The sequence below is a fragment of the Microcoleus sp. BROC3 genome, assembly GCF_036702515.1.
Classification (GTDB): Bacteria; Cyanobacteriota; Cyanobacteriia; order Cyanobacteriales; family Microcoleaceae; genus Microcoleus.
This window is the reverse complement of the sequence record NZ_JAUBTQ010000060.1, coordinates 1-21,562: the sequence shown is the minus strand read 5'-3', so window position 1 is coordinate 21,562 and position 21,562 is coordinate 1. Positions and strand designations below refer to the sequence as shown.

Sequence of the window (21,562 nt, the reverse complement as noted above, 5' to 3'; positions counted from 1 at the left end):
GCTAGGTTGGAGGGATTTTATGCGGTGCGGTCGATCGTCTTCGAGGGCTTCGCCAACAGGCGATCGATCGCTCTGTGCAACTTATCACATCCTTGAGGGTGCATACAAGCCAGAGAGTGAGAATCGACATATTGCACCATTTTCAAAATTGCCGTCACGGGTTCAAATCTCCGCTGGACTGCCGGACTCTTGCCACAAGCACCAGCCGTCGGTTAGAACAGACATCTTGCACCCTTGTTAATCAGCCTTTCACTGACCGGCAGGATTCCCAACCCACAAGAAAACTCACTCTTCGCTTCACAGGCTTTCTGGCCTGTGAAGCGAGAATTGTGCAAGATGTGAGTTAAAACTCATTCGCCGATCGACCTCCATCAGCTTATTGAAATATTTTTCTAATAGTATTGACATTAATTAGCAACAAGGCTATAGTAATTTTTAGTGTTCTCCTCTCAAAGGATCGGCAGACGGGGGCAGTCGGCAATGGTAGACTGTTCCCGCATTTTTTTTTGAAGCTGGGGCATCGGGCGTTGGGATGAGAGAGAGAAGAGGGAATAGGGAATAGGGTAATTAATATTCGTTCAACATCTGCCTTCAACATCTGACGAATGCCTGACAATCAATAATTAATCCGTGTATCCGTCTCAAAATCCGTGTCGTGCCTTCTTCCTTGTAGAGCGATCGACTGTAATATTATGGAAATTATTAAGATTTTTAACCCAATGTCAGCTCCTACCCAATCCCAGTTATTTTCTTCCAATTCCCGCCCAACAGAGCAAGAGTTTGATGTAATTGTCATCGGTTCCGGCATTGGCGGACTGGTGACGGCTACCCAGCTAGCGGCTAAAAAAGCCAAAGTTTTGGTGCTCGAAAGCTACACAATTCCGGGGGGTAGCGCTGGATATTTCGATAGAGAAGGCTACAGATTTGATGTCGGGGCCTCCATGATTTTTGGGTTCGGACAGCGCGGCACTACGAATCTCCTCACCCGCGCCCTCAAAGCAGTCAACGTCACCCTAGAAACTATTCCCGACCCCGTACAGCTTCACTATCACTTACCCGACGGCTTGGAACTGGAAGTTCCCCAGCCTTATGAGAAATACTTGCAAGAATTAACTGACAGGTTCCCTCACGAACGCGAAGGAATCCACAAATTTTACGGCGAATGCTGGAGCGTCTTCAACTGCCTCAACGGGATGGAATTGCTATCCCTAGAAGAACCCGGATATCTGGTTCGAGTCTTTTTTCAGAATCCTTTAGCCTGTTTGGGATTAGTAAAATATCTGCCTCAAAATACAGGTGACATTGCGCGCCGCTACATAAAAGACCCTACTTTGCTGAAATTTATCGACATGGAATGCTACTACTGGTCTGTAGTACCCGCAGACTTGACGCCAATGATTAACGCCGGAATGGTATTTTCCGACAGACATTACGGTGGCATAAATTATCCCAAAGGCGGAGTCGGTCAAATTGCCCAGAAATTAGTCGAAGGATTAGAAAAATGCGGCGGGAAAATTCAATACAAAGCTAAAGCGAAAAAAATTATTACAGAAAAGGGTCGCGCTGTCGGAGTCGAGCTAGCAACCGGCGAAGTTTACCGGGCAAAGCGGATTGTTTCTAACGCCACGCGATGGGATACTTTCGAGAAATTGCTGCCTGCAGAAGAGATGCCCGCTAGCGAAAAGAAATGGCAGCAGCGCTATCAAAAAGCCCCCAGTTTCTTGAGTTTGCATTTGGGAGTGGAAGCAAGCGTAATCCCTGCGGGTAGTGCCTGCCACCACATTTTGTTAGAAGAGTGGGACAAAATGGAAGCGCCGGAGGGAACAGTTTTAGTGTCAGTTCCGACGGTGCTTGACCCGGATTTAGCTCCCGCAGGATATCACATAGTTCACGCTTTTACGTCGAGTTGGATAGAACAGTGGGAAGGACTTTCGCAGCAGGCATACGAGGATAAAAAAGAAGAGGCGGCAGGGAGAATTATTGAAAGATTAGAAAAGATTTTTCCCGGTTTAGATGCCGGTTTGGATTATATGGAAGTGGGGACAGCGCGTTCTCACCGGCGCTTTTTGGGGCGCGAAGACGGAACTTACGGGCCGATTCCGCGACAGAAGTTAATGGGTTTGCTGGGAATGCCATTTAATCGAACTTCTATGCCAGGTTTGTATTGTGTGGGTGACAGTACCTTTCCCGGACAGGGTTTAAATGCGGTGGCGTTTTCTGGGTTTGCTTGCGCGCACCGCATTGCGGTTGATTTGGGTTTTTAGCGCTAGTAGTAGGGTGCGTCAGACGCTTCGTTTGAAATACGAGAGAAAATGTGAGGTTCCCGGCCACCCTACACAAAAACTAAAAACCCGGTTTTTGGGGAAAAACCGGGTTTTAAACTGAAAATTGGCAGTTTTCATTCTTTTACTGAGTTCACTGGTCGTAGCTACCGCCGACACCGATTTGGGTATTGTAGATTTTGGCATCAGTGATTGTCATATCTTGCATTGATGCGCCGGATACGTCAGCGGTGTTAATGATGGCTGCGGTCAGATTTGCCCGATCGAGATCTGCGTCATTTAAACTGGCATTAGTCAGGAAAACTGCGGTTAAGTTAGCACCCGTCAAGTTAGCACCCGTCAAGTCAGCGCCTTCGAGGTTGGCGCTAGATAGGTTTGCACCTCGTAAATTTGCTTCTCTCAAATCAGCACCAATTAAATGGGCTCCCGTTAAATCTGCTCCTGTTAAGTCGCACTGAAAACATTGCCCGGTTGACAATAACTGTTGGACATCAGCGGGATTTTCAGCGCGAGCCGGGTCTGCCAACAGTAGGGGAGTAATTAAAAATGTAGCGGCTAATAGATGGCGTTTCATAATCCCTTTTCCTCACCAGACTGTCTGTTTAAGTTCTCGTCTTTATATCTACAATCTTACCACAGTTGTTTTCGCCAGTTGCGATCGAATTCACAGACCGGCTGTGACATCGATTTCCCTCGACCACCTACAGATGGTCTCGAAAAGCTCCCAAAACTTAATTTCGCAAAACTTAACACTGCCGGACTTAATGCAGTGCTTTTTTGTAGTAACCTTTTCTAGGCTAGCAAAGACAGGCAACAGATGTGTATTTCTAAGGAAGGATATGATTAGGGATCCAGTGGATGATGCTATAATTTGATTTTATCGAAAAAACTTCAAAACAAATACATTATCTTTAATAAAAGTGTCAGCCGACAGAAAATTTAACTTAAAATAAACATAACCTTCTAACTTTATAGGTAGAGGGAGATCCGTCACGGGCCAGATCCCCAGCCAAAGATAGGGTGCATTTTTAACAATAAATTTTAATTAGGTCTCAGCAGCAGCGCTGTCAAAATCCACGTAGTGCTTGGAAAGCAGCGCTTTTTTGGAATGTCGCAGAATCAACGCGATCGCAAAACTAAATTAAATATGCTCAAAAACGATTCCTCCAAGTATCTGCCAACATTAGATCAAGTAATTGACCGCTCCCCCTTGACAGTTGCGCCAGATACACCACTAGCAGAAGTAATTACTCTGATGGGGCAATGGCGCGGAAGTTGCTCTCTAAACGCAGACATTCCACCAACCGATATCTACCAGCAACTAACAGAAATCGTAAATCCCCCCACCTCAAGCGCGTTCAGAGACGCGACAGGTATCTGCGTCTTTGTCGTGGAAAAATCCCTCGAAAAATTCTCCTCGCACTCGGCTCAAAATTCTCAATTGCAAGGAATATTTACCGAGAGGGATCTTGTCGATTTGATTGCTTCGGGCAAAAACTTAAAAGGTGTCAGCATCGCAGAAGTGATGAGGCAGCCGGCAGCAACTCTGACCAAATCCGAGACTCAAGACATTTTCAGCGCCCTAATTCTGCTGCGCCAACGAAGAATTAACCATTTGCCAATCTTGGACGGTGACGGTCAACTCTTAGGAGTAATTACGCCGGAAAGCATTCGCCAAGCTATGCTGCAACCGGCAAATATCTTAAAAATGCGCAGCGTGAAAGAAGTAATGACCGCACAAGTCATTCAAGCGCCTCGATCGGCCTCAGTTAGGAGTTTAGCCGAGTTGATGGCGCAGCACCGGGTTAGCTGCGTGGTAATTACAGAATCAACAGAATTATCGATGAATTTGCCGTTCCCCATTCCAGTAGGTATAGTCACAGAACGGGATATTGTGGAATTTCAAGCTTTAGATATAGATTTGTCGCAAACGATCGCCCAAACTGTGATGAGTACCCCCTTATTTAGTCTCAAGCAAGAAGACTCGCTGTGGGTAGCTCATCTTGAAATGCACCAGCGTTTAGTCCGCAGGTTGGTAGTAACGGGGGAACGGGGAGAACTCCTGGGAATAGTCACTCAAAGCAACTTACTGCGGGTACTTGACCCGATGGAAATGTCAGGGTCGATCGATGTCCTGCACGATTCAGTCATAGAACAGACTAGCGAATTGCAAAAAGCCATCGCATCCCTCAGCTTGACTAACGCCCGACTAGAAAGCGAAATCGCTACCCGCGTGCGGGCCGAGGCGAGGCTGCAACTTCTAGAATCTGCGGTAGTTAACGCCAACGACGCGATCGTCATTATGGATGCCGGACACAGCGATATTTCCGATCCCAGCATCATCTATGCCAACGAAGCTTTTACTCAAATGACGGGCTACCTACCCGAAGAAATCATCGGACAAACGCCCAGTTGCTTGCGCGGCCCAGAAAGCGACCCGACCCAGGTAGCTAAAATTCGCCGTACTTTCTCTCGCCGAGAACCCCTACGCCTGGAATTGATTAACTACCGCAAAGACGGTTCAACTTATTGGGTGGAACTCAACAGCGTACCCGTTGCTGACGAGTTCGGGAACGTTACCCACTGGGTGTCGGTGCAGCGGGATATTAGCGAGCGCAAGCGCATGGAACAAGCATTTTTTGAAGAAAAAGAACTCGCTCAGGTAACACTACAATCGATCGGCGATGGCGTAATCGCTACTGACGCCGCGGGCTGCATTTCCACCCTTAATCCAGTTGCCGAAAAACTCACGGGTTGGTGTACCTCGGAAGCTAAAGGTTTGCCCCTCGCCAGCGTGCTGAGAATAGTGGACGAAACTACCGGGCTGCCGGTCGCAAATATCGCCGAAATGGCTTTGTGCGAAGGTCGGATTGTTGACCAAGGCCACAACAGCTTGCTGATTGCCCGCAACAACCGCGAATTTGCGATCGACCACTGCGTCGCCCCCATCCACGCCAGCAACGGTGAAATAGTCGGGGCCGTCGTTGTGTTCCGAGATGTCACCCAAGTCCGAACTCAAGCGCGACAACTCACCTGGCAGGCAACTCACGATCCCTTGACGCAATTAGTCAACCGCCGAGAATTTGAGTACCAGCTAGAACACGCCCTGCACGGCGCTCAAGGTTACGGGCAAGAACACGTGATGCTTTACCTGGATCTCGATCGCTTCAAAATAGTTAACGACACTTCCGGTCACGCTGCAGGCGACGAACTGCTGCGCCAAGTCAGCCAGCTATTTAAAAGTCATATCAGCAAAACCGATATTTTGGCCCGTCTCGGCGGCGATGAATTTGCCGTACTCCTATACAACCGTCCAGTCGAAGGAGGATTGGATGTTGCAGAATCGCTGCTGCGAAGCATTCAGGGATTCCGGTTTGGCTGGCAGGAAAAAACTTTTTCGATCGGAGTCAGTATTGGTTTGGTAGCAATTGAGCCCAAAACAGCATCGACATCTGCAATTTTGAGCGCGGCCGATATTGCCTGCTACGCTGCTAAAAATAAAGGCCGCAACCGGGTGCAGGTTTATCAAGCGGGCGATCGAGAATTAATCAAACAGCACGGCGAAACCCAGTGGGTTGTGCAAATTAATCAAGCTTTAGAAGAGAATCGCTTTCGCTTGTACTCTCAGCCGATCGTACATTTGCTCAACTCTCCAACCACCCGAACCCACTGCGAAATCCTGCTCCGCCTCCAGCTTGAAACCGGTCAGTTGGTGTCGCCCATGGCTTTTATTCCGGCGGCAGAACGCTACAACTTGATGCACGCGATCGACTGCTGGGTAATTCGCACTTTATTTGGCAACTTGTCTAAAATTTTTACGGCCAATTTATTAGTCCAAAACCCCGGAGCAGACAGCGATAAAATAGTTACCTTACCTGCTTGCTCTCTTTTGTCTAATTCGCAATCCTCCTTTGGCAAATATCCCAGCCTTTATTCAATCAACCTTTCTGGGGACAGCCTCAACGAAGAAAGGTTTATCGAGTTTATTCAGGAGCAGTTTTCCATCCATCAAATACCGCCGGAAATAATTTGTTTTGAAATTACAGAAACCGTGGCTATCGCTAATCTCAGCAAGGCAGCCAGCTTGATTTGGCAACTCAAGGAACTCGGCTGCCAGTTTGCCTTGGACGACTTCGGCAGCGGGATGTCTTCCTTTGCTTACCTAAAAAGTTTGCCGGTTGATTATCTCAAAATTGACGGCAATTTTATTAAAAATATTGCCGACAATCCTATTGATATCGCAATGGTGGAAGCTATTACCAAAATTGCTCACGTCATGGGAATTAAAACTATTGCCGAGTATGTCGAAAATCAAACAATTATGGATAAACTCAATGAACTTGGGGTAGATTACGCTCAAGGTTATTATTTGGGAAAGCCTCAACCTTGTAACTTCACATCTCCTAGTTTAGAGCAAGTTTTGGGGGAGTTTGCTGTTAATTCTTTGGCTTTTGAGGCAAAGCTGGCTTCTTGAACTGTCCTGGACGCAAAAACCCGGTCTCTGCACGTAATTTGAGCCTATAGGCTCGATCGCGACAACGATCGACCGGATTTTATTCTCTAGTGCGTCCCGGACAGTTCGAGAAGGAAGTTCGGCAACGAGAAATGTAGGGGATTTAACGGATGGATGTTGAGGGAACAGTCCTGGACGCAGGATTGTTGAGAAACCGGGTTTTTTTACGAAAAGACGGGTTGTAGACTGCACCCAAGGTAAAAAAACCGGTTTCGCACGGGCCCCGATGCGTAAGTCCTGGGGAAGAAATAAAAGGGAGATTTTAAGTTTCGCTATGAATTCTCCATTCCCCATTCTCCACGATCGATTACCTTATACATTAGTTTCCGCCGCTTCAATGTACTGACTGTCTAACAAAAAAGCACCTTTTTCAAAGCGAATGCCCCAATAATTGCCGGGACGCCGATCGATCACAACACCTTCAGCCCCGATCGCAATTAAATTCGCAGGCCTCAGCATCGGCATCGGTTCGGCAGTTTTGACGTAAGGCGGCATCGCCACAACTCGGACTTTTTGACCGATTGTAAATTCTTTTTCCATGAGCTTTATTCCTAAAAAAAACGGCGATAAAGGAATTTCAACAAGGAATGTTTCTGTTTAATTGATTAATTAGGGATAATAATAAAAGGGAGAACTATAAAGTGTCATTCAGGGAATTATTGGCAAAATTATTGATGTTTTAGGCTGCCATCTTCGTTGTATTCAAGTTCATAACATTTTCCCCCTAACCCTAAGTCATGAATACATCGTTGGTAGTTTTTGGCTCCCATATCGAAAGGGTTCGTCCTGTTCAATCTTGCCCATTCAGCTATCTTTAGCTGGTTAGTTACCCCTGAAGCATCGGCTACGGTTTTGACAATCCAATCAAACATTTTTTTTCCTCTAAGCTGTCTCTCACTCTACCTCTCTATATTATATTCACCTACAGGCAATCAAACATTTTTTTTCCTCTAAGCTGTATCTCACCCCTAACTCGGACGATCGCCCGTAACACCCCTGACCGATCGCGCTACAATTGTCAATCGGGATGAAAATGGCTGATTAGGAAAGTAGAGGAGTAGGTGTTATGGCTACAAGTCGTCGCATTGAGCGTGTAGCTTCAATGATTAAACGGGAAGTCAGCCTAATGTTGCTGAATGGAATCAAGGACGACCGGGTAGGTGCCGGTATGGTTAGCGTTACCGACGTAATTGTTTCGGGAGACCTTCAGCATACAAAAATTTTTGTCAGCATCTACGGTAGTGATGAGGCGAAGGCCGAGACTATGGAGGGTTTGAAATCTGCAACTAGCTACGTCCGCAGCCAGTTGGGCCAACGGCTGCAACTGCGCCGGACGCCGGAAGTGATTTTTCTCGAAGACCGTTCTTTGGAACGGGGCGATAAAATGTTGATACTGCTGAATCAGCTTTCTGCCGATCGCAAACCGGGCATTCTAGATCCCGAGGAAGAATTCGCTGAGGATGAAAGTCCCGATTGAAGCGAGAAGGAAGAAGGAAGAGGGAAGAAGGAAGAGGGGAAGAGAAGTAGATAGGGAAAATTCCCAATTCCCTGTTTGGCCGATTCCCAATTCCCTGTTTGGCCGATTCCCGATTCCCAAATCTAAAATCTAAAATCTAAAATCTAAAATCTAAAATCGAATGATTGACAATCTTTCCTTACCAGAACTGGTGGCCCAGATGTTCGTGGTGCGCGCTTCTGGCTGCTTGTTCGACCACCAAATTTGCTATCCCGAATGGGAACCAACTGCTAGCAAACTCCGCTATTATCTGGAAAAGTTGGGCGTCGGCGGGGTGATTTTGGTCGGGGGAAGTGCTGCGGAGTTGGCAGTTCGATCGCACCAATTGCAGTCTTGGGCCAAGTTTCCGCTACTGCTGGCGGCTGATATTGAAGAAGGTGTCGGCCAGCGGTTCGGCGGGGCGACTTGGTTCGGGCCGCCGATGGCAATTGCCGAAGTGGCGCGGCACGATTCAGGTAAAGCCGATCGATATGCCGAACAAATGGGCGCTGTCACTGCGATCGAAGCTAGGGCGATCGGTCTGAATTGGGTTCTCGCACCGGTGGTTGATGTTAACAACAATCCCGACAATCCGGTAATTAACGTCCGCGCTTTTGGCGAGACACCGGAAATTGTCGGCAAATTAGCCGCTGCTTTTATTCGCGGGGCAGGCGAGTACCCGGTTTTGACTACAGCTAAGCATTTTCCCGGCCACGGCGACACGGCGGTTGATTCTCACTTGGAATTGCCGGTTTTGCCACATTCGCCAGCGAGATTGGCTGAGGTTGAGTTACCTCCTTTTGTCGAGGCGATGGCTGCTGGGGTCGATGCTGTGATGAGTGCTCACTTGCTGATTCCGGCTTGGGATGCCGAGTTTCCAGCTACTCTTTCTCGCAAAATTTTGATGGGGAAGCTGCGAGAAGAGTTGGGATTTGAAGGTTTGATCGTGACGGATGCTTTGGTGATGGGTGCGATCGCCAATAAGTACGGCACTAATGAAGCTGCTGTTTTGGCGGCTGAGGCTGGTGCTGATGTTTTGCTGATGCCGCTTGACCCGGAAGGGGCGATTCTGGCTGTCTGCGAAGCTGTCACTCAAGGGCGGCTTGCCATATCACAAATAAAGGAATCTGTCAAGCGAATTTGGGAAGCGAAAATAAAGGTGGGTTTGTCGATTTCTGACCCCCCCCAAACCCAGAAGGGGGAAAGCAAGAATTTACAATCCATCGAGTCGATCGACTTAAGTTTGCTGGCAAACCCACAGGCAAGGGCAACTGCTGCCGATATTTTGCGAGATTCTTTGAAATTTGGCGGCAATCTACCTTTGCAGGTTTCAAAGCCCCCAGAAAACCAGCTTTTGCGGAATTTGATTGTTGTAGATGATGTTTTGGGGTGCGAGTTTTTGGGAAACCACACTCCGGCGATCGCCGTGCCCGAACAGTTTGGTTACAAATTGCAACTGATTGACGATCGCACAGGTGCGCTCGCGGATAATACAGGTGCAGAGAATTTTTCTCCGACACTGCTGCAAATTTTCATTCGCGGCAATTGCTTCCGAGGCAGTGCTGGTTTGACCAAAGCAGCTCAAGATTTGTTTAAGAAATTATTAAAAACGGGAGAACTGCAAGCTGTGCTAATTTACGGAAGTCCCTACGTTTTAGAGCAATTTTTGCCGCACTTGCCTCCGAGTATTCCTTATGTATTTTGTTTCGGGCAGATGCCGGTAGCCCAATCTCTGGCTCTAGAAGTGCTGTTTGGAATTGACGCCACGGGCAATGCTTGAATTGCCGGACTCCTCAATCTTTCTTTTGCTGCGTCAGGACTTAAATTCATCAACCCGGTTTCTCGCAAGAAATAATTTTGCCTTTGGCGGCGAAGCATCCAGAAACCGGGAATCGGGCGCGGGTTCCTAAATTCTGAATTGAGCTTTGCAGCAGATGGGCCTGCTAGCCCTGAAAAGTGGCGGCCAAAATCTCAAGACAAATCCAATCACTTACTAATCATTCCTATAACTTTTTTAAATTGACCGCTATAAATTGTATACCCGTATACTGACAAAATTTAACTTACATATCCGGAATTTTGGATTATATTATTAGCAGGGCCATAATTTTTTTTTTACTAAAACCTTGAGGGCGCATTATGATTCAGTCCACTATCAAAATCCAATACTCTTTAGATGTGATCCAGGATGAAGCCCGCCACCTCGTGCACGAGGGCGTGCTGAGCCGGCAACAGCCTATCTACACGCTGTGCCAATTCATCCCTCCCCGGGAATGGGCTTGCGTGGAGTGCGAGTTAGAAAAATGCGACTTCTTGCTGCGCGATCGCATCGCCGACCTGATTGGTTCTGAAAACTGGGACAATGACTAAAGTTTGGTTCTTTTAAATAAGTTTGCAAATCACTTTGCAAGTAAAATCCGGCTGTATTAAAGATTGTTGATTCTTTAATGCTGGGATTTTTTGACACGCAAATTTTCCAACTCTGCCCTCAGCGCTGCCATGTGTGCAGTTAATTCTTGAATCTCTAGCTTTACGTCAGGTTGTACAACCGACTCGGGAGGAGCATCAGTCGCTGCATCCGATTGTTTGGGCGAGACAGATTCGCTCTCTGCATTCTCCCGATCGCCCGGTTGAGAGAAAATAGTCTCTACAAAATTTCGGGCTTCTCGATCGGTCATTTCTCCTTTTTCCAGCAGCTCGTCCGCGAGCTGGCCCAAATCTGACTTGAGTTTGTCAAGATTTTCTTCTCGCTTTAAGGGATCTTGCAATATCTCAATTAAAAAGGAAGTTGCACCTAAAGTCAGGTGAAATCCTGTTTGCAGCATTTGAGGCAGGTTGTCTGAATTCATCTAAAAATGCCGCTAGAACGTTTTTCCGAGTTTTTGGTCGCGAGTTGCTCAAAGGCGGCGGGCTTGCCGCTTCTCTAGGAGGGAAGATGCGAAGTTGTCGGTCGCCAGCGCCCAGAGTCAGAAAATATCTGCTTTTGGGGGGATGTTTTTGGTTCTGCAAATACTAATTGTATCATTACTTCGTAAATTAATAAATGTCAAGTGTAAAGTTTTATAACGAGGAATCGAGACCTCCTCACTGGAAGGGTCAGTCTATTTTAGATTTTAGATTTTAGATTTTAGATTGAACAGGACTTAGGCACTGGGACTCAAAAAACCCGGTTGCCCGCCCGTGCGTAAGTCCTGTTCAATCCAGTTAAGGATACAGCGCCTCACCCGTGGAGGGGTCAAATATAAATAGTCGATCGAAGTCAAGCTGTACCTTCAGCCGATCGCCCGATCGCAAGCGAACACTCGCAGGTATTTGTAACTGTACAGTAGTTTCAGCACTCAACAAAGGCAAACTCGCCCGAATTAAAGTTTCTCGGCCCAGAGGTTCCACTACTTTTACCTCTACATCAAGAGGAACTTTTTCTAAAGCCCAAACATCGGTTTTTAAATCATCATCTTCTACTGTTTGTGGCGTAAAGATTTCTATATTTTCTGGACGGATGCCCAAATCAAATCCTTGTCCTTCTCTCGGCTGCAATTTTTTCTGAATCGAGACTGGACAGGCTAAAGCTTGATTTCCTACTTGAAAGGATTCGTTAGTATAAATTACAGGCAAAATGTTCATGGCGGGATTGCCTAAAAATGTGGCAACCATGCGGTTAGCTGGTTTTGCATAAATGCTTTGCGGGTCTCCAATTTGTTGAATTTTTCCCCCATTTAAGACTACAATCTTATCAGCTAAAGTCATCGCTTCCACTTGGTCGTGGGTGACGTAAACGGTGGTAATTGCTAGCCGTTGATGCAGTTCTTTGATCTCTGCTCTAGTGTCATCTCGCAGTTGAGCATCGAGGTTAGAAAGCGGTTCATCTAAAAGAAATACTTTCGGTTCGCGGGCGATCGCCCTTCCCAGTGCTACGCGCTGCTGCTGTCCGCCTGATAGCTGTTTGGGCTTACGCTTGAGGAGGTGGTCGATCGAGAGCGATCGGGCTACTGTTTCGACTCGTTCTTGAATTTTAGTCTGGTCAACATTCCGCATCCGCAATCCAAAAGCCAGATTTTCGCCGACAGTCATGTGCGGGTAAAGCGCGTAATTTTGAAATACCATTGCTACATCCCGCTGTCGCGCCGGAATGTTGTTAACTAAATTATCTCCGATGTAAAGATTGCCGGAAGTTGCGGTTTCTAAACCTGCAATTGTCCGCATAATTGTGGATTTACCGCAGCCGGATGGCCCGACTAATACCCAAAATTCCCCGTCCGGGATTTTGAAGCTGATGTTTTCGATCGCGGTGACGTTTTGGTAGCGTCTGGTAATATTTTCTAAGCGAACATTTGCCATTTTGTGACTGTAATTGGTAATTGATAATTAGTGCTTTTTACCTTCAGCATTCAGCCTTCAGAAAACTGTTCCAATTCTAAAACTGTGCGGTCTAATTCTTCCACTATAGGCGTTAACTCAGCTTTGCGGAATGCTTCTACTAAAGAACGATAATACCAGAGAGAACCCTCTTTGCCACCTTTGAAGCGTTCCCAAACAACGTCACCCAATTGACGGGAATCTTTCAGGATCGATCGAACATTATAAAGTTTATCAGCAGCCGAGACTAATCTGACCGAGCCAGAAGCTGTAGAAATGCGATCGATATAGGCTTGCTTTCGCTGCCGCCAAGGGGGTTTCGGCGTCTCGTCACTGTCGGTACAGCCGTCTACAATCGCTGTGACGGTATCGCCAAAGCGACGGCGGATGGCTTCGCGGGTGGTGGGGCCGCCTCGATCTTCGATCGCATCGTGAAGCAAAGCTGCGATCGCCTCATCTTCATTTGCCCCATATTCTAAAGCTATACTAGCAGTGCCCAACAAATGGGCAATGTAGGGAACGCCCGAACCTTTGCGAAGTTGGGTAGCGTGCAATTCGGCGGCATAGGTAAGGGCTTCAGAAAAACGGTTTGAGAGAATCATGAAAGTCACCTTTCTGAATTGCTATGATATATAAATTGTCGGGCTAAGTTGAAAAGACAAAATCTACCAAGTTCCATAAGATCGTAAAGATGCGAGCGAGAGCGATCGCTTGTACAATTATAATCCTTAAAGAGAGGTTGCTAGCATGACAGCTACTATAATTATACCCAAAGATGCCGACCAAAACTCAGAGCCAGAATCACATCCCAAATTAGAAAATATACCCGAAATTTACCCACAATCTCAGCCAGAAAAAGTCATATCTCTAGAAGAGTTTTTAGTCAAACCTCCTGATAGAATGGAATGGGTTGACGGCAACTTAGTGGAGAAAACAGGAATGACATTCAAGCACGGTCTCGCTCAATCTAAATTATCTACATCCTGGAGAAATTACAAAAATTCCAGCGGACAGGGAGGAGAAGTTCTTACAGAAGTCCTTTGCCGCACTAGCAAGCAGGGTCGCCGTCCCGATGTTGCTTACATTACTCCTGAATTGTTGCCACAATCAGGCAATTTTACAGCATTTTCCCAAAGTTTTCCTTTGATAGCGGAAGTTGCTTCCCCCGAAGATAGCGGCGAAGATTTATTTGCGAAAGGTCAGGAATATTTGGAATCGGGATGTTTAGAGGTTTGGTTGCTATTTCCTGAAGCTAGATTAATATTTGTGAATGCAGGGCAACGCTGGCGGTTGTTTAATGCCGATGAAGTTGTTAACACTCAAAGTGTGCTTGCAGGTTTTAGCGTAGCTGTGAGTGAATTGTTGGCTTGAGGAATTTCTTAAAATAATTTATTAAAAGCACAAAAAGAGAAACTCCAAGTGAGAAACTTTAGCTTAAGACTGGGTTTAATGAGAATGTGGGAACGATCAAATCGAGTTTAAGATCGACCTACAGGTAACTTTGAAGTATTGATACAGTTAACATCTGATTAGGGGACTGAGGTTGAGACTGAAAGGACTGACCCTAAACGGCAAGTAGATTAATCCCACGACTAGAAGCCATAGGCTTTCTCTGCGATTTTGTGTAAGCGGTAGTCTTCGATTGGAATTGGGTTGAGAGATTGTGGGTGGAGTGCGATCGCCTTTAAACTTGAGCCAGAACGATCGCCCGATTTACTACAAAAAAAAGTCGGCTAACAGATCCGAGCCGATCGCAGCCTCCCAGCCACTCCACCAACCAACGGCACATCAACCAACTCACCGATTGTTGTACTTCCGTGACAAAAGAAAACCACTCGCAACTTACTAATGCGACTGCTCGTTGGAGGTACGACATTAATTGTTAGTGTCGGTGTCTAGCCAGGAATTTAAGCGCCTTGAAAGCTCTACCAAGGTGGATTGAACATCAAGCTAGCAATTCCTCAAGTCTATTTTCTAGAGAAGCCACTACCATGTCTGTGCCAAACTCATCCCTGAATCTATTTAAACTTAAGCGCAAACTTTCCCTGCGATCGCTCTTGATTGTCCCGTTTGTACTACAAATCTTCCTAGCAGTTGGACTAACGGGATATTTTTCCCTGCGGAATGGACAGAAGGCAGTCAATGATGTTGCCAGTCAGTTACGACAAGAGATGAGCGATCGCCTCAACCTGCAAGTTCTGAACTATTTGGAAAAACCTTATATTGCCGGACAAGTAATTGTGGCTGCGGCTCAGAAGAAACAGTTAGATTTAACCGATGTAGCGAAACTGGAGCAGATGCTCTGGCTGTTAGTCAGGCAAGACCTCATCGAACAAATGACGATTGCCAAACCTGACGGCACGAGCGTCTCGATAGAAGAGCTAATAGATGGAAGTATTGTTTCTCGAATTGGTAGCAAAGCGAATCTCCCGCAGCGCTCAATTTATAGCCTAGACGATCGAGGTCAACAGATTGCCCTGATCGAAACTCAATCTGATTTTAACCCACTGAAACGACGTTGGTATACGCTTGCACAGGAAACTGGAAAACCAGCCTGGACAAAGCCATTCCTAGGCAAGGCAACTAAAGAGTCTGCAATTTCCCTATGCCAGCCAATCTATAGCGAGGATCGAACGTTGTTGGGGGTTCAAAATAGTGTCTTTCGGACTAGCAAGATTCATCGCTTTTTGAGTGAGCTAAAGGTAGGGCAGACGGGTCAAACTTTTATTATCGATCGGTCGGGTAATCTGATTGCAAGTTCAACTATCAAAGAGCCTTACATCATTGACCTGAAAAATGATGATTTGCAACAAATTCCCGCCGAGAAGTCTGAAAATTCTGTAATTCGTGCCACAGCGCAAGCAATCCTCGATCGGTTTGGCAACTTTACCGCCATTCAACAAAGTCAACAGCTTGATTTTATGCTGGCAAATCAGCGGCAGTTTGTTCAAGTTTCACCCATTAAAGACGAACGAAATATCGACTGGTTGAGCGTCGTTGTGGTGCCTGAATCAGATTTTATGGCACAAATCAATGCCAATACTCGCACCACCATTTTGCTGTGTCTAGGGGCTTTGGCGGTGACGACTATACTGGGTTTGTTAACTTCGCGTTGGATTACCAAACCGATTTTGCAGCTACAAAAAGCCAGTCAGGCTATTAGCTTCGGACAGTTGGATCAAACACTTCAGGTGCAAGGCATTAGTGAATTAGAATCGCTGGCAGATTCCTTTAACCAGATGGCAGGTCAACTCAAAACCTCCTTTATCAAACTGGAAAGCCGGGTTGAGGAACGCACCGCAGAACTGAAAGAAGCAAAACTGGTAGCCGATAGCGCGAACCAAGCAAAAAGCGAATTTCTCGCCAACATGAGCCACGAACTCCGCACTCCCCTCAACGGCATTTTGGGCTATGCTCAAATCCTCAATCGCAGCAGCGCATTGCCAGCAAAAGAACGTCATGGGGTAGAGGTCATTTACCAATGCGGTTCTCATTTGCTGACGCTGATTAACGATGTGTTGGACTTGTCCAAAATTGAAGCCGGCAAACTAGAACTCACACCTAAAGCGATTCACTTTCCCTCATTCCTCCAAGGTGTGGCTGAAATCTGCCGCATTCGTGCCGACCAAAAAGGTATTGACTTCGTTTACGATCCCGATCCGCAGTTACCGGAAGGGGTTTTTGCCGATGAAAAACGGCTGCGTCAGGTATTACTCAACTTGGTGGGAAATGCGATTAAATTCACCGACAAAGGTGCTGTTACGATCGAGGTTGCCGTAGTTGAGAATCATGCCAATCCGTCCACTCGCTCTTTCAAATTTCAAGTTGAAGATACGGGCGTAGGAATTGCGCCCGATCAATTGGATCGAATTTTTCAGGCTTTTGAACAAGTCGGCGATCGCCAGCGCCAAGCCGAGGGCACGGGTTTAGGACTGGCGATCAGCCAAAGGATTGTCGAACTCATGAACGGACAAATCCAAGTTAAGAGCGAACCCGGAATCGGCAGTGAATTCTTTTTTGAGGTGGAACTGGCGATCGCCACCGATTGGGCACAGCAAAACTCGATCGCAACAGGAAAACAAATTATTGGTTACGAAGGACAACGGCGCAGCATACTTGTGGTAGACGATCGTTGGGAAAACCGAGCCGTTCTCGTCAACTTGCTAGAGCCGCTCGGGTTCCAACTTAGTGAGGCAGAAAATGGACAAGCAGGATTGGAAAAAATCCGACAGTCTCAACCTGACTTAGCGATTACAGACTTGGTGATGCCAGTGATGGACGGCTTTGAACTGCTCAAACAAATTCGCAGTGCAAATGATTTGCAACACCAGAAGATCGTTGTCTCTTCTGCATCAGTGGCACAAGCCGATCGACAGATGAGTTTAGAGGCAGGGGCAAATGATTTCTTAGCAAAGCCAGTGGAAGTTAGTGAATTATTTAACCTCTTAGCCACTCATTTAAAATTGGAGTGGAAATATGAAACGACATCAAGTGATTCTCAGCCATCCACTCCGACGGCTGGATTACAAAATTCAGAGTTCACTATTTTTCCTGGCACTGTGGAGTTAAAGACGTTACTAGAAATGGCCCAAAAAGGCAATTTAAAACGGCTCCGAGAACACACAGAGCAGATTGCTCGCTCTAACCCTCACTACGCTAGTTTTGCCTCACAAGTTATTCAACTTGCGAAGCAATTTAAAGCCGAAGAGATTGAAGACTTGCTGAAACAACACCTCACAAGGGAGAAAGCCGATGTCTAGTCCTGAATTAATTCTGGTGGTGGATGATACCCCTGCAAACTTAGAAGTGGTTTGTGAAACCTTAAGTGATGCGGGGTACGAAGTCGCAACGGCGATCGATGGCGATCGCGCTCTTAAGAGAGTCCAAGCTTATCCTCCCGATCTGATCTTGCTCGACGTTCAAATGCCAGGAATTGACGGCTTTGAAACCTGCAAACGTCTGAAGGCAGATCCGAAAACAGCCAGTATCCCCATCATTTTTATGACCGCTCTCTCCGATGCCGACAGTAAGGTGAAAGGATTTGTCCTGGGTGCTGTGGATTACATTACCAAACCCTTTCAAGAACAAGAGGTGCTGGCACGGGTGAAAACTCATTTGCAGCTACGGCAGTTAACTAAAAATCTCGAACAGCGTGTAGCTGAGCAAACGGCTGATTTAGAAGCAGCACTCACACAACTGCAACAGTCTCAGCTTCAGTTAGTCCACACCGAAAAAATGTCTGCTTTGGGCAATTTAGTGGCGGGTGTCGCGCACGAGATTAATAATCCGCTTGGCTTTATTGCTGGAAATCTGAAACCCGCTCAAGACTATATTAAAGACCTCTTTAAACTGATAGATTTATACCAAAAAGAACTCCCTTATCCAAGTGCCTCGCTACAGGCAGTCGTGGAGGAAATAGATTTGGAATACTTGCAAGAGGATTTACCCAAGTTGATCGATTCGATGCAAGAAGGAGTCGATCGCATTCGCACCATTAGCACCAGTTTAAGAACCTTCTCGCGTTCGGATTGCGATCGCCCCATTCATTACAATATCCACGACGGGATTGACAGCACGCTCTTGATTCTCAAACATCGCCTCAAAGCCAACGAATCTCGCCCGGAAATTAAAGTCATCACAGATTATGGCGCTCTGCCACCGGTAGAATGCTTTGCCGGACAGTTGAATCAGGTATTTATGAATCTGCTGGCAAATGCGATCGATGCCCTTGAGGAATCAAATAAAGGACGCAGCTTTGCTCAGATCAAAGCCAACCCCAACCAGATTACTGTCAAAACTCAATTGTCGGAATCTCAGGCAGCGATCCGAATTCAGGATAATGGGATTGGCATGACGGATGCGGTGAAGCCAAAAATCTTTGAGCATTTGTTTACAACCAAAGGCGTGGGGCAAGGCACAGGGCTAGGATTGACGATCGCCCGTCAAATCGTAGTCCAGAAACACTCTGGAACTCTAGAAGTCAACTCAAATTTAGGTGAAGGTACAGAGTTTGTGATTTCAATTCCGCTGAAGGCGATCGCTGTAAAAGACATTCAGGCAAAGATATGCGTTGACGCAGTATAACAAATCATTGCAGCGGCAGCATCAAGATGATTGGTGATACTGCAAAGGCGATCGGCCCCCGCTCAACTCAACCGTTGTTATTGATACCATTAACCAAACAATCCCAGTATGCCTAGTGAATCATCGGCTCCTTTTTTCCCCAAGCTGTTTAAAGAAGTTCCTTTACAAGCGCTCTTAGTTGTACCGTTCGTCGTTCAAACAGTGGGGGCAGTGGGTATTATCGGTTATCTTTCCTTCAGGAACGGACAGAAAGCAGTGAACGATGTAGCAGCTCAGTTGCGCAACGAAACGAGCGATCGCATCGCACAAAATCTCACTCACTTGGTTGCCACTCCTTTTCAAGCGTTTGAAAGTTATGAAGCTGCACTAAGACAAAACCGAATCGACCTTAATAACGGCAGGGATATAGAGAAGTTCCTGTGGCGACAACTTCCTGCTTTTGGAAATCTCAGCCTGACAGCATTGGTTACAAGCAATCAAGAATTTTTTGGTGCTGAGCGGCAAGATGGTGCGATCGTGATCCGTACTTCTGAAGTAGAAAATAACCGTGCGCTTACAACCTACCGTACTAACTCAATTGGCGATCGACTCGAAGTCATCAACGCTGGCAAGCCGAACTTTGACCCGCGCAAACGGCCCTACTACACAATTCCAGTCCAACAAAGGCAAGCAACCTGGGGAAAAGTGTTTCCGCACATCACTGGCAAAACCATGTATATTGCGCCCGGTCAACCCCTATACAACCGGGCAGGCGATCTGGAAGGGGTGTGGATGGCAAGCTTAAACCTGTCAATGATTGGGGATTTTCTCAGAAGCCTCAAAATAGGAAAAACCGGACAAAGTTTTATTCTGGAACGCTCAGGAGAAATGATTGCCACCTCTACAGGCGAAAAACCGTTCCGATATTATGCAGACAAAGTTGTGCAACTTCCAGAACAGCGGGTTGAACGACTCAATGCGATCGATAGCAAAAATTCCACTACTCAGAAAACAAGCCAATTTTTGCTAGAGAAGTTTCAAGATTTCCATCAGATCCAGACATTTGAGCAGCTTGAGTTTTCTATTAAAGGTGAACGCCAGTTCGTGCAAGTTGCTCCTTTTCGGGATGGCAAGGGGATTGACTGGCTGGTGATTGTCACCGTTCCAGAATCAGACTTTATGGCACAAATTAATGCCAATACTCAAAGTACGATTTTGTTAAGTCTACTGGCGCTAGGTATCTCTCTGGGAATTGGCATACTCACCACTCACTGGATTACTCAACCGATTTTGCAGCTCAATCAAGCATCTTCGGCAATGGCTGCCGGAACTCTGAGCCAAGCGGTGACAGAATCATCTGTGTATGAGTTGCAAGAACTCACGCAGTCGTTTAACCGCATGGCTCAACAGTTACAGGAATCATTTAAGACGCTGGAACAAGCCAATGAACAATTAGAGCATCGAGTCGAAGAACGCACGGCCCAGCTAAAAGCGACAAAGGATGAAGTTGAAATGGCCCTGAGAGAACTACAACGGACTCAGACTCAACTGATTCAAAGCGAGAAAATGTCGAGTTTGGGGCAGCTAGTTGCCGGAGTTGCCCATGAAATTAATAACCCAGTGAATTTTATCTATGGCAATCTCAGTCATGCCGATCAATACACTCAAGAACTATTAAAACTCGTGCAAGCTTACCAAACTCATTACCCCGAACCTCCACCAGCGATCGCGCAGCAGTCAAAGGCGATGGATTTAGATTTTATGGTTAACGATCTGTCTAAGCTGATCGAATCAATGAAAGAGGGGGCGCGACGAATTCGAGAAATTGTCTTAGCATTACGAACATTCTCTCGACTGGATGAAGCAGAAGTTAAATCAATTAATATCCATGATGGCATTGATAGCACGCTAATTATACTGGGCAACCGTCTGAAGCCGAAGCCGAACCATCCAGGAATAGAAATCCTGCGAAACTATGGTTCTCTTCCCCTTGTAGAGTGCTATCCGGGACCACTCAATCAGGTTTTTATGAACATCTTATCTAACGCTATTGACGCCATTGAAATCGCGATCGAGGAGGGAAAACAAATTACTCCCGCAATCTCCATTCATACCGCCCTCATCGACGAGAGTCGGGCCCAGATCCGAATTGGGGACAACGGCAGCGGCATTCCAGAAGCTATCAAACAGCAAATCTTTAACCCCTTCTTTACAACCAAGCCGGTTGGAAGCGGCACTGGCATGGGGCTGGCAATCAGTTATCAGATCGTCAGCGATCGGCATCAGGGCACTTTAAGTTGCAGGTCACAATCTGGAGAAGGTACGGAGTTTGTAATTCAAATTCCGCTTAAACAGAAGTTGAGACGTTAGCAGCAATGTAGAGAGTGAGTAGTTGTCATTGACCCGTGCGATCGCCGCTTCACAGGGCACTGAAGTCGATGAAACAGGCTACAAAGGACTGGTTGACAACCAGGGCTATTTCATTCTGAACAAGATTTTGAGTGTGTTAAGATTAAAGCCAGCACTTCGTTGCGCTTGAGCCATGTTATTAAAACCGTTATCTCGGTACAAATTGAGGGCCTAATTGCGGGCGATTGCCCCAATTTGCACTCTTTTGTGGGGTGCGAATACCAGAAGCATCCTCGCCCGCTCGTTACGTCTCGAACATAATGGACTTTGTTCTCAACGCCCCAGTACCCTCGAATTCGTGCTGCAAAAGCTTGAACCGTATCGCTAAATGAGGCAACGTACCGGGCGAGTAACGGTTGTGACTTCAATGATGGTCGCCCGATGCACTGCCGCGTTCGGACTGAACTCGAATCAAGGTTTGTAGTCCAGGGAAATCGGGAATTC

16 protein-coding genes are annotated in these 21,562 nt (G+C 46.6%); 9 read left to right on the top strand and 7 right to left on the bottom strand.

The features are described 5' to 3' along the window. Positions 1-17 precede the first annotated feature (17 nt). The gene (locus QUB30_RS27765; protein ID WP_333340372.1) at positions 18-140 is read right to left on the bottom strand and encodes a hypothetical protein; all 123 of its coding nucleotides are present in this window, start codon (positions 138-140) and stop codon (positions 18-20) included. Between the two features lie 579 nt (positions 141-719). Here QUB30_RS27765 and crtH point away from each other — a divergent pair. Then, positions 720-2,264 (top strand): carotenoid isomerase, encoded by a 1,545-nt coding sequence (crtH, locus tag QUB30_RS27760; protein ID WP_333340369.1) that lies wholly within the window; start codon positions 720-722, stop codon positions 2,262-2,264. 151 nt (positions 2,265-2,415) lie between these two features. On the opposite strand, the gene QUB30_RS27755 is transcribed toward crtH, so the two are convergent. Further along, positions 2,416-2,856, bottom strand: a complete 441-nt coding sequence (locus QUB30_RS27755) for a pentapeptide repeat-containing protein (protein WP_333340367.1) — start codon at positions 2,854-2,856, stop codon at positions 2,416-2,418. Positions 2,857-3,390: 534 nt separating this feature from the next. Here QUB30_RS27755 and QUB30_RS27750 point away from each other — a divergent pair. Continuing rightward, the gene (locus tag QUB30_RS27750; RefSeq protein ID WP_333340364.1) at positions 3,391-6,756 is read left to right on the top strand and encodes an EAL domain-containing protein; all 3,366 of its coding nucleotides are present in this window, start codon (positions 3,391-3,393) and stop codon (positions 6,754-6,756) included. A gap of 351 nt (positions 6,757-7,107) precedes the next feature. Here QUB30_RS27750 and sipA read toward each other — a convergent pair whose 3' ends face one another. After that, complete coding sequence (gene sipA, locus QUB30_RS27745) at positions 7,108-7,335, bottom strand: regulatory protein SipA (RefSeq protein ID WP_333340361.1); 228 nt, start codon at positions 7,333-7,335, stop codon at positions 7,108-7,110. Positions 7,336-7,861: 526 nt separating this feature from the next. On the opposite strand from sipA, the gene rbfA reads away from it, so the two are divergent. The 3 genes from rbfA to QUB30_RS27730 all read left to right on the top strand — a co-directional run bounded on the left by rbfA (position 7,862) and on the right by QUB30_RS27730 (position 10,660). After that, the gene (rbfA, locus tag QUB30_RS27740; protein ID WP_333340358.1) at positions 7,862-8,272 is read left to right on the top strand and encodes a 30S ribosome-binding factor RbfA; all 411 of its coding nucleotides are present in this window, start codon (positions 7,862-7,864) and stop codon (positions 8,270-8,272) included. 160 nt (positions 8,273-8,432) lie between these two features. Further along, positions 8,433-10,070 carry a glycoside hydrolase family 3 N-terminal domain-containing protein gene (locus tag QUB30_RS27735; RefSeq protein ID WP_333340354.1) on the top strand — a complete coding sequence of 546 codons (1,638 nt, stop codon included), beginning with the start codon at positions 8,433-8,435 and terminating at the stop codon, positions 10,068-10,070. 359 nt (positions 10,071-10,429) lie between these two features. Then, the gene (locus tag QUB30_RS27730; protein ID WP_242719673.1) at positions 10,430-10,660 is read left to right on the top strand and encodes a DUF4327 family protein; all 231 of its coding nucleotides are present in this window, start codon (positions 10,430-10,432) and stop codon (positions 10,658-10,660) included. 74 nt (positions 10,661-10,734) lie between these two features. On the opposite strand, the gene QUB30_RS27725 is transcribed toward QUB30_RS27730, so the two are convergent. The 3 genes from QUB30_RS27725 to QUB30_RS27715 form a co-directional block, all read right to left on the bottom strand. Further along, positions 10,735-11,139, bottom strand: coding sequence for a hypothetical protein (locus QUB30_RS27725; protein WP_333340350.1), 405 nt, complete (start codon positions 11,137-11,139; stop codon positions 10,735-10,737). A 355-nt stretch (positions 11,140-11,494) separates the two neighbouring features. Further along, a complete protein-coding gene (locus QUB30_RS27720) occupies positions 11,495-12,628 on the bottom strand; it encodes an ABC transporter ATP-binding protein (protein ID WP_333340348.1) in 1,134 nt (377 codons plus the stop codon). A 50-nt stretch (positions 12,629-12,678) separates the two neighbouring features. Continuing rightward, positions 12,679-13,248, bottom strand: a complete 570-nt coding sequence (locus tag QUB30_RS27715; protein WP_333340412.1) for an HD domain-containing protein — start codon at positions 13,246-13,248, stop codon at positions 12,679-12,681. Positions 13,249-13,393: 145 nt separating this feature from the next. On the opposite strand from QUB30_RS27715, the gene QUB30_RS27710 reads away from it, so the two are divergent. After that, a complete protein-coding gene (locus QUB30_RS27710) occupies positions 13,394-14,017 on the top strand; it encodes a Uma2 family endonuclease (protein ID WP_333340346.1) in 624 nt (207 codons plus the stop codon). A gap of 313 nt (positions 14,018-14,330) precedes the next feature. On the opposite strand, the gene QUB30_RS27705 is transcribed toward QUB30_RS27710, so the two are convergent. Then, positions 14,331-14,522, bottom strand: a complete 192-nt coding sequence (locus QUB30_RS27705) for a hypothetical protein (protein WP_333340344.1) — start codon at positions 14,520-14,522, stop codon at positions 14,331-14,333. 115 nt (positions 14,523-14,637) lie between these two features. Here QUB30_RS27705 and QUB30_RS27700 point away from each other — a divergent pair, with 115 nt between their 5' ends. From QUB30_RS27700 to QUB30_RS27690, 3 genes are all read left to right on the top strand, one after another. After that, positions 14,638-17,406, top strand: a complete 2,769-nt coding sequence (locus tag QUB30_RS27700; protein ID WP_445300557.1) for an ATP-binding protein — start codon at positions 14,638-14,640, stop codon at positions 17,404-17,406. Further along, positions 17,399-18,730 (top strand): response regulator, encoded by a 1,332-nt coding sequence (locus tag QUB30_RS27695; protein WP_333340339.1) that lies wholly within the window; start codon positions 17,399-17,401, stop codon positions 18,728-18,730. Before QUB30_RS27700 ends, QUB30_RS27695 begins: the two co-directional genes overlap by 8 nt. Positions 18,731-18,838: 108 nt before the next feature. Then, the gene (locus QUB30_RS27690) at positions 18,839-21,079 is read left to right on the top strand and encodes an ATP-binding protein (RefSeq protein WP_333340337.1); all 2,241 of its coding nucleotides are present in this window, start codon (positions 18,839-18,841) and stop codon (positions 21,077-21,079) included. Positions 21,080-21,562: the final 483 nt, after the last annotated feature.

Coding starts and splice junctions, on each gene's coding strand:
- QUB30_RS27690 (WP_333340337.1), top strand. CDS start 18,839: ATGCCTAGTGAATCATCGGCTCCTTTTTTCCCCAAGCTGTTTAAAGAA.
- QUB30_RS27700 (WP_445300557.1), top strand. CDS start 14,638: ATGTCTGTGCCAAACTCATCCCTGAATCTATTTAAACTTAAGCGCAAA.
- QUB30_RS27755 (WP_333340367.1), bottom strand. CDS start 2,856: ATGAAACGCCATCTATTAGCCGCTACATTTTTAATTACTCCCCTACTG.
- QUB30_RS27750 (WP_333340364.1), top strand. CDS start 3,391: ATGTCGCAGAATCAACGCGATCGCAAAACTAAATTAAATATGCTCAAA.
- sipA (WP_333340361.1), bottom strand. CDS start 7,335: ATGGAAAAAGAATTTACAATCGGTCAAAAAGTCCGAGTTGTGGCGATG.
- QUB30_RS27710 (WP_333340346.1), top strand. CDS start 13,394: ATGACAGCTACTATAATTATACCCAAAGATGCCGACCAAAACTCAGAG.
- QUB30_RS27730 (WP_242719673.1), top strand. CDS start 10,430: ATGATTCAGTCCACTATCAAAATCCAATACTCTTTAGATGTGATCCAG.
- QUB30_RS27695 (WP_333340339.1), top strand. CDS start 17,399: ATGTCTAGTCCTGAATTAATTCTGGTGGTGGATGATACCCCTGCAAAC.
- QUB30_RS27715 (WP_333340412.1), bottom strand. CDS start 13,248: ATGATTCTCTCAAACCGTTTTTCTGAAGCCCTTACCTATGCCGCCGAA.
- QUB30_RS27765 (WP_333340372.1), bottom strand. CDS start 140: ATGGTGCAATATGTCGATTCTCACTCTCTGGCTTGTATGCACCCTCAA.
- crtH (WP_333340369.1), top strand. CDS start 720: ATGTCAGCTCCTACCCAATCCCAGTTATTTTCTTCCAATTCCCGCCCA.
- rbfA (WP_333340358.1), top strand. CDS start 7,862: ATGGCTACAAGTCGTCGCATTGAGCGTGTAGCTTCAATGATTAAACGG.
- QUB30_RS27720 (WP_333340348.1), bottom strand. CDS start 12,628: ATGGCAAATGTTCGCTTAGAAAATATTACCAGACGCTACCAAAACGTC.
- QUB30_RS27705 (WP_333340344.1), bottom strand. CDS start 14,522: ATGTCGTACCTCCAACGAGCAGTCGCATTAGTAAGTTGCGAGTGGTTT.
- QUB30_RS27725 (WP_333340350.1), bottom strand. CDS start 11,139: ATGAATTCAGACAACCTGCCTCAAATGCTGCAAACAGGATTTCACCTG.
- QUB30_RS27735 (WP_333340354.1), top strand. CDS start 8,433: ATGATTGACAATCTTTCCTTACCAGAACTGGTGGCCCAGATGTTCGTG.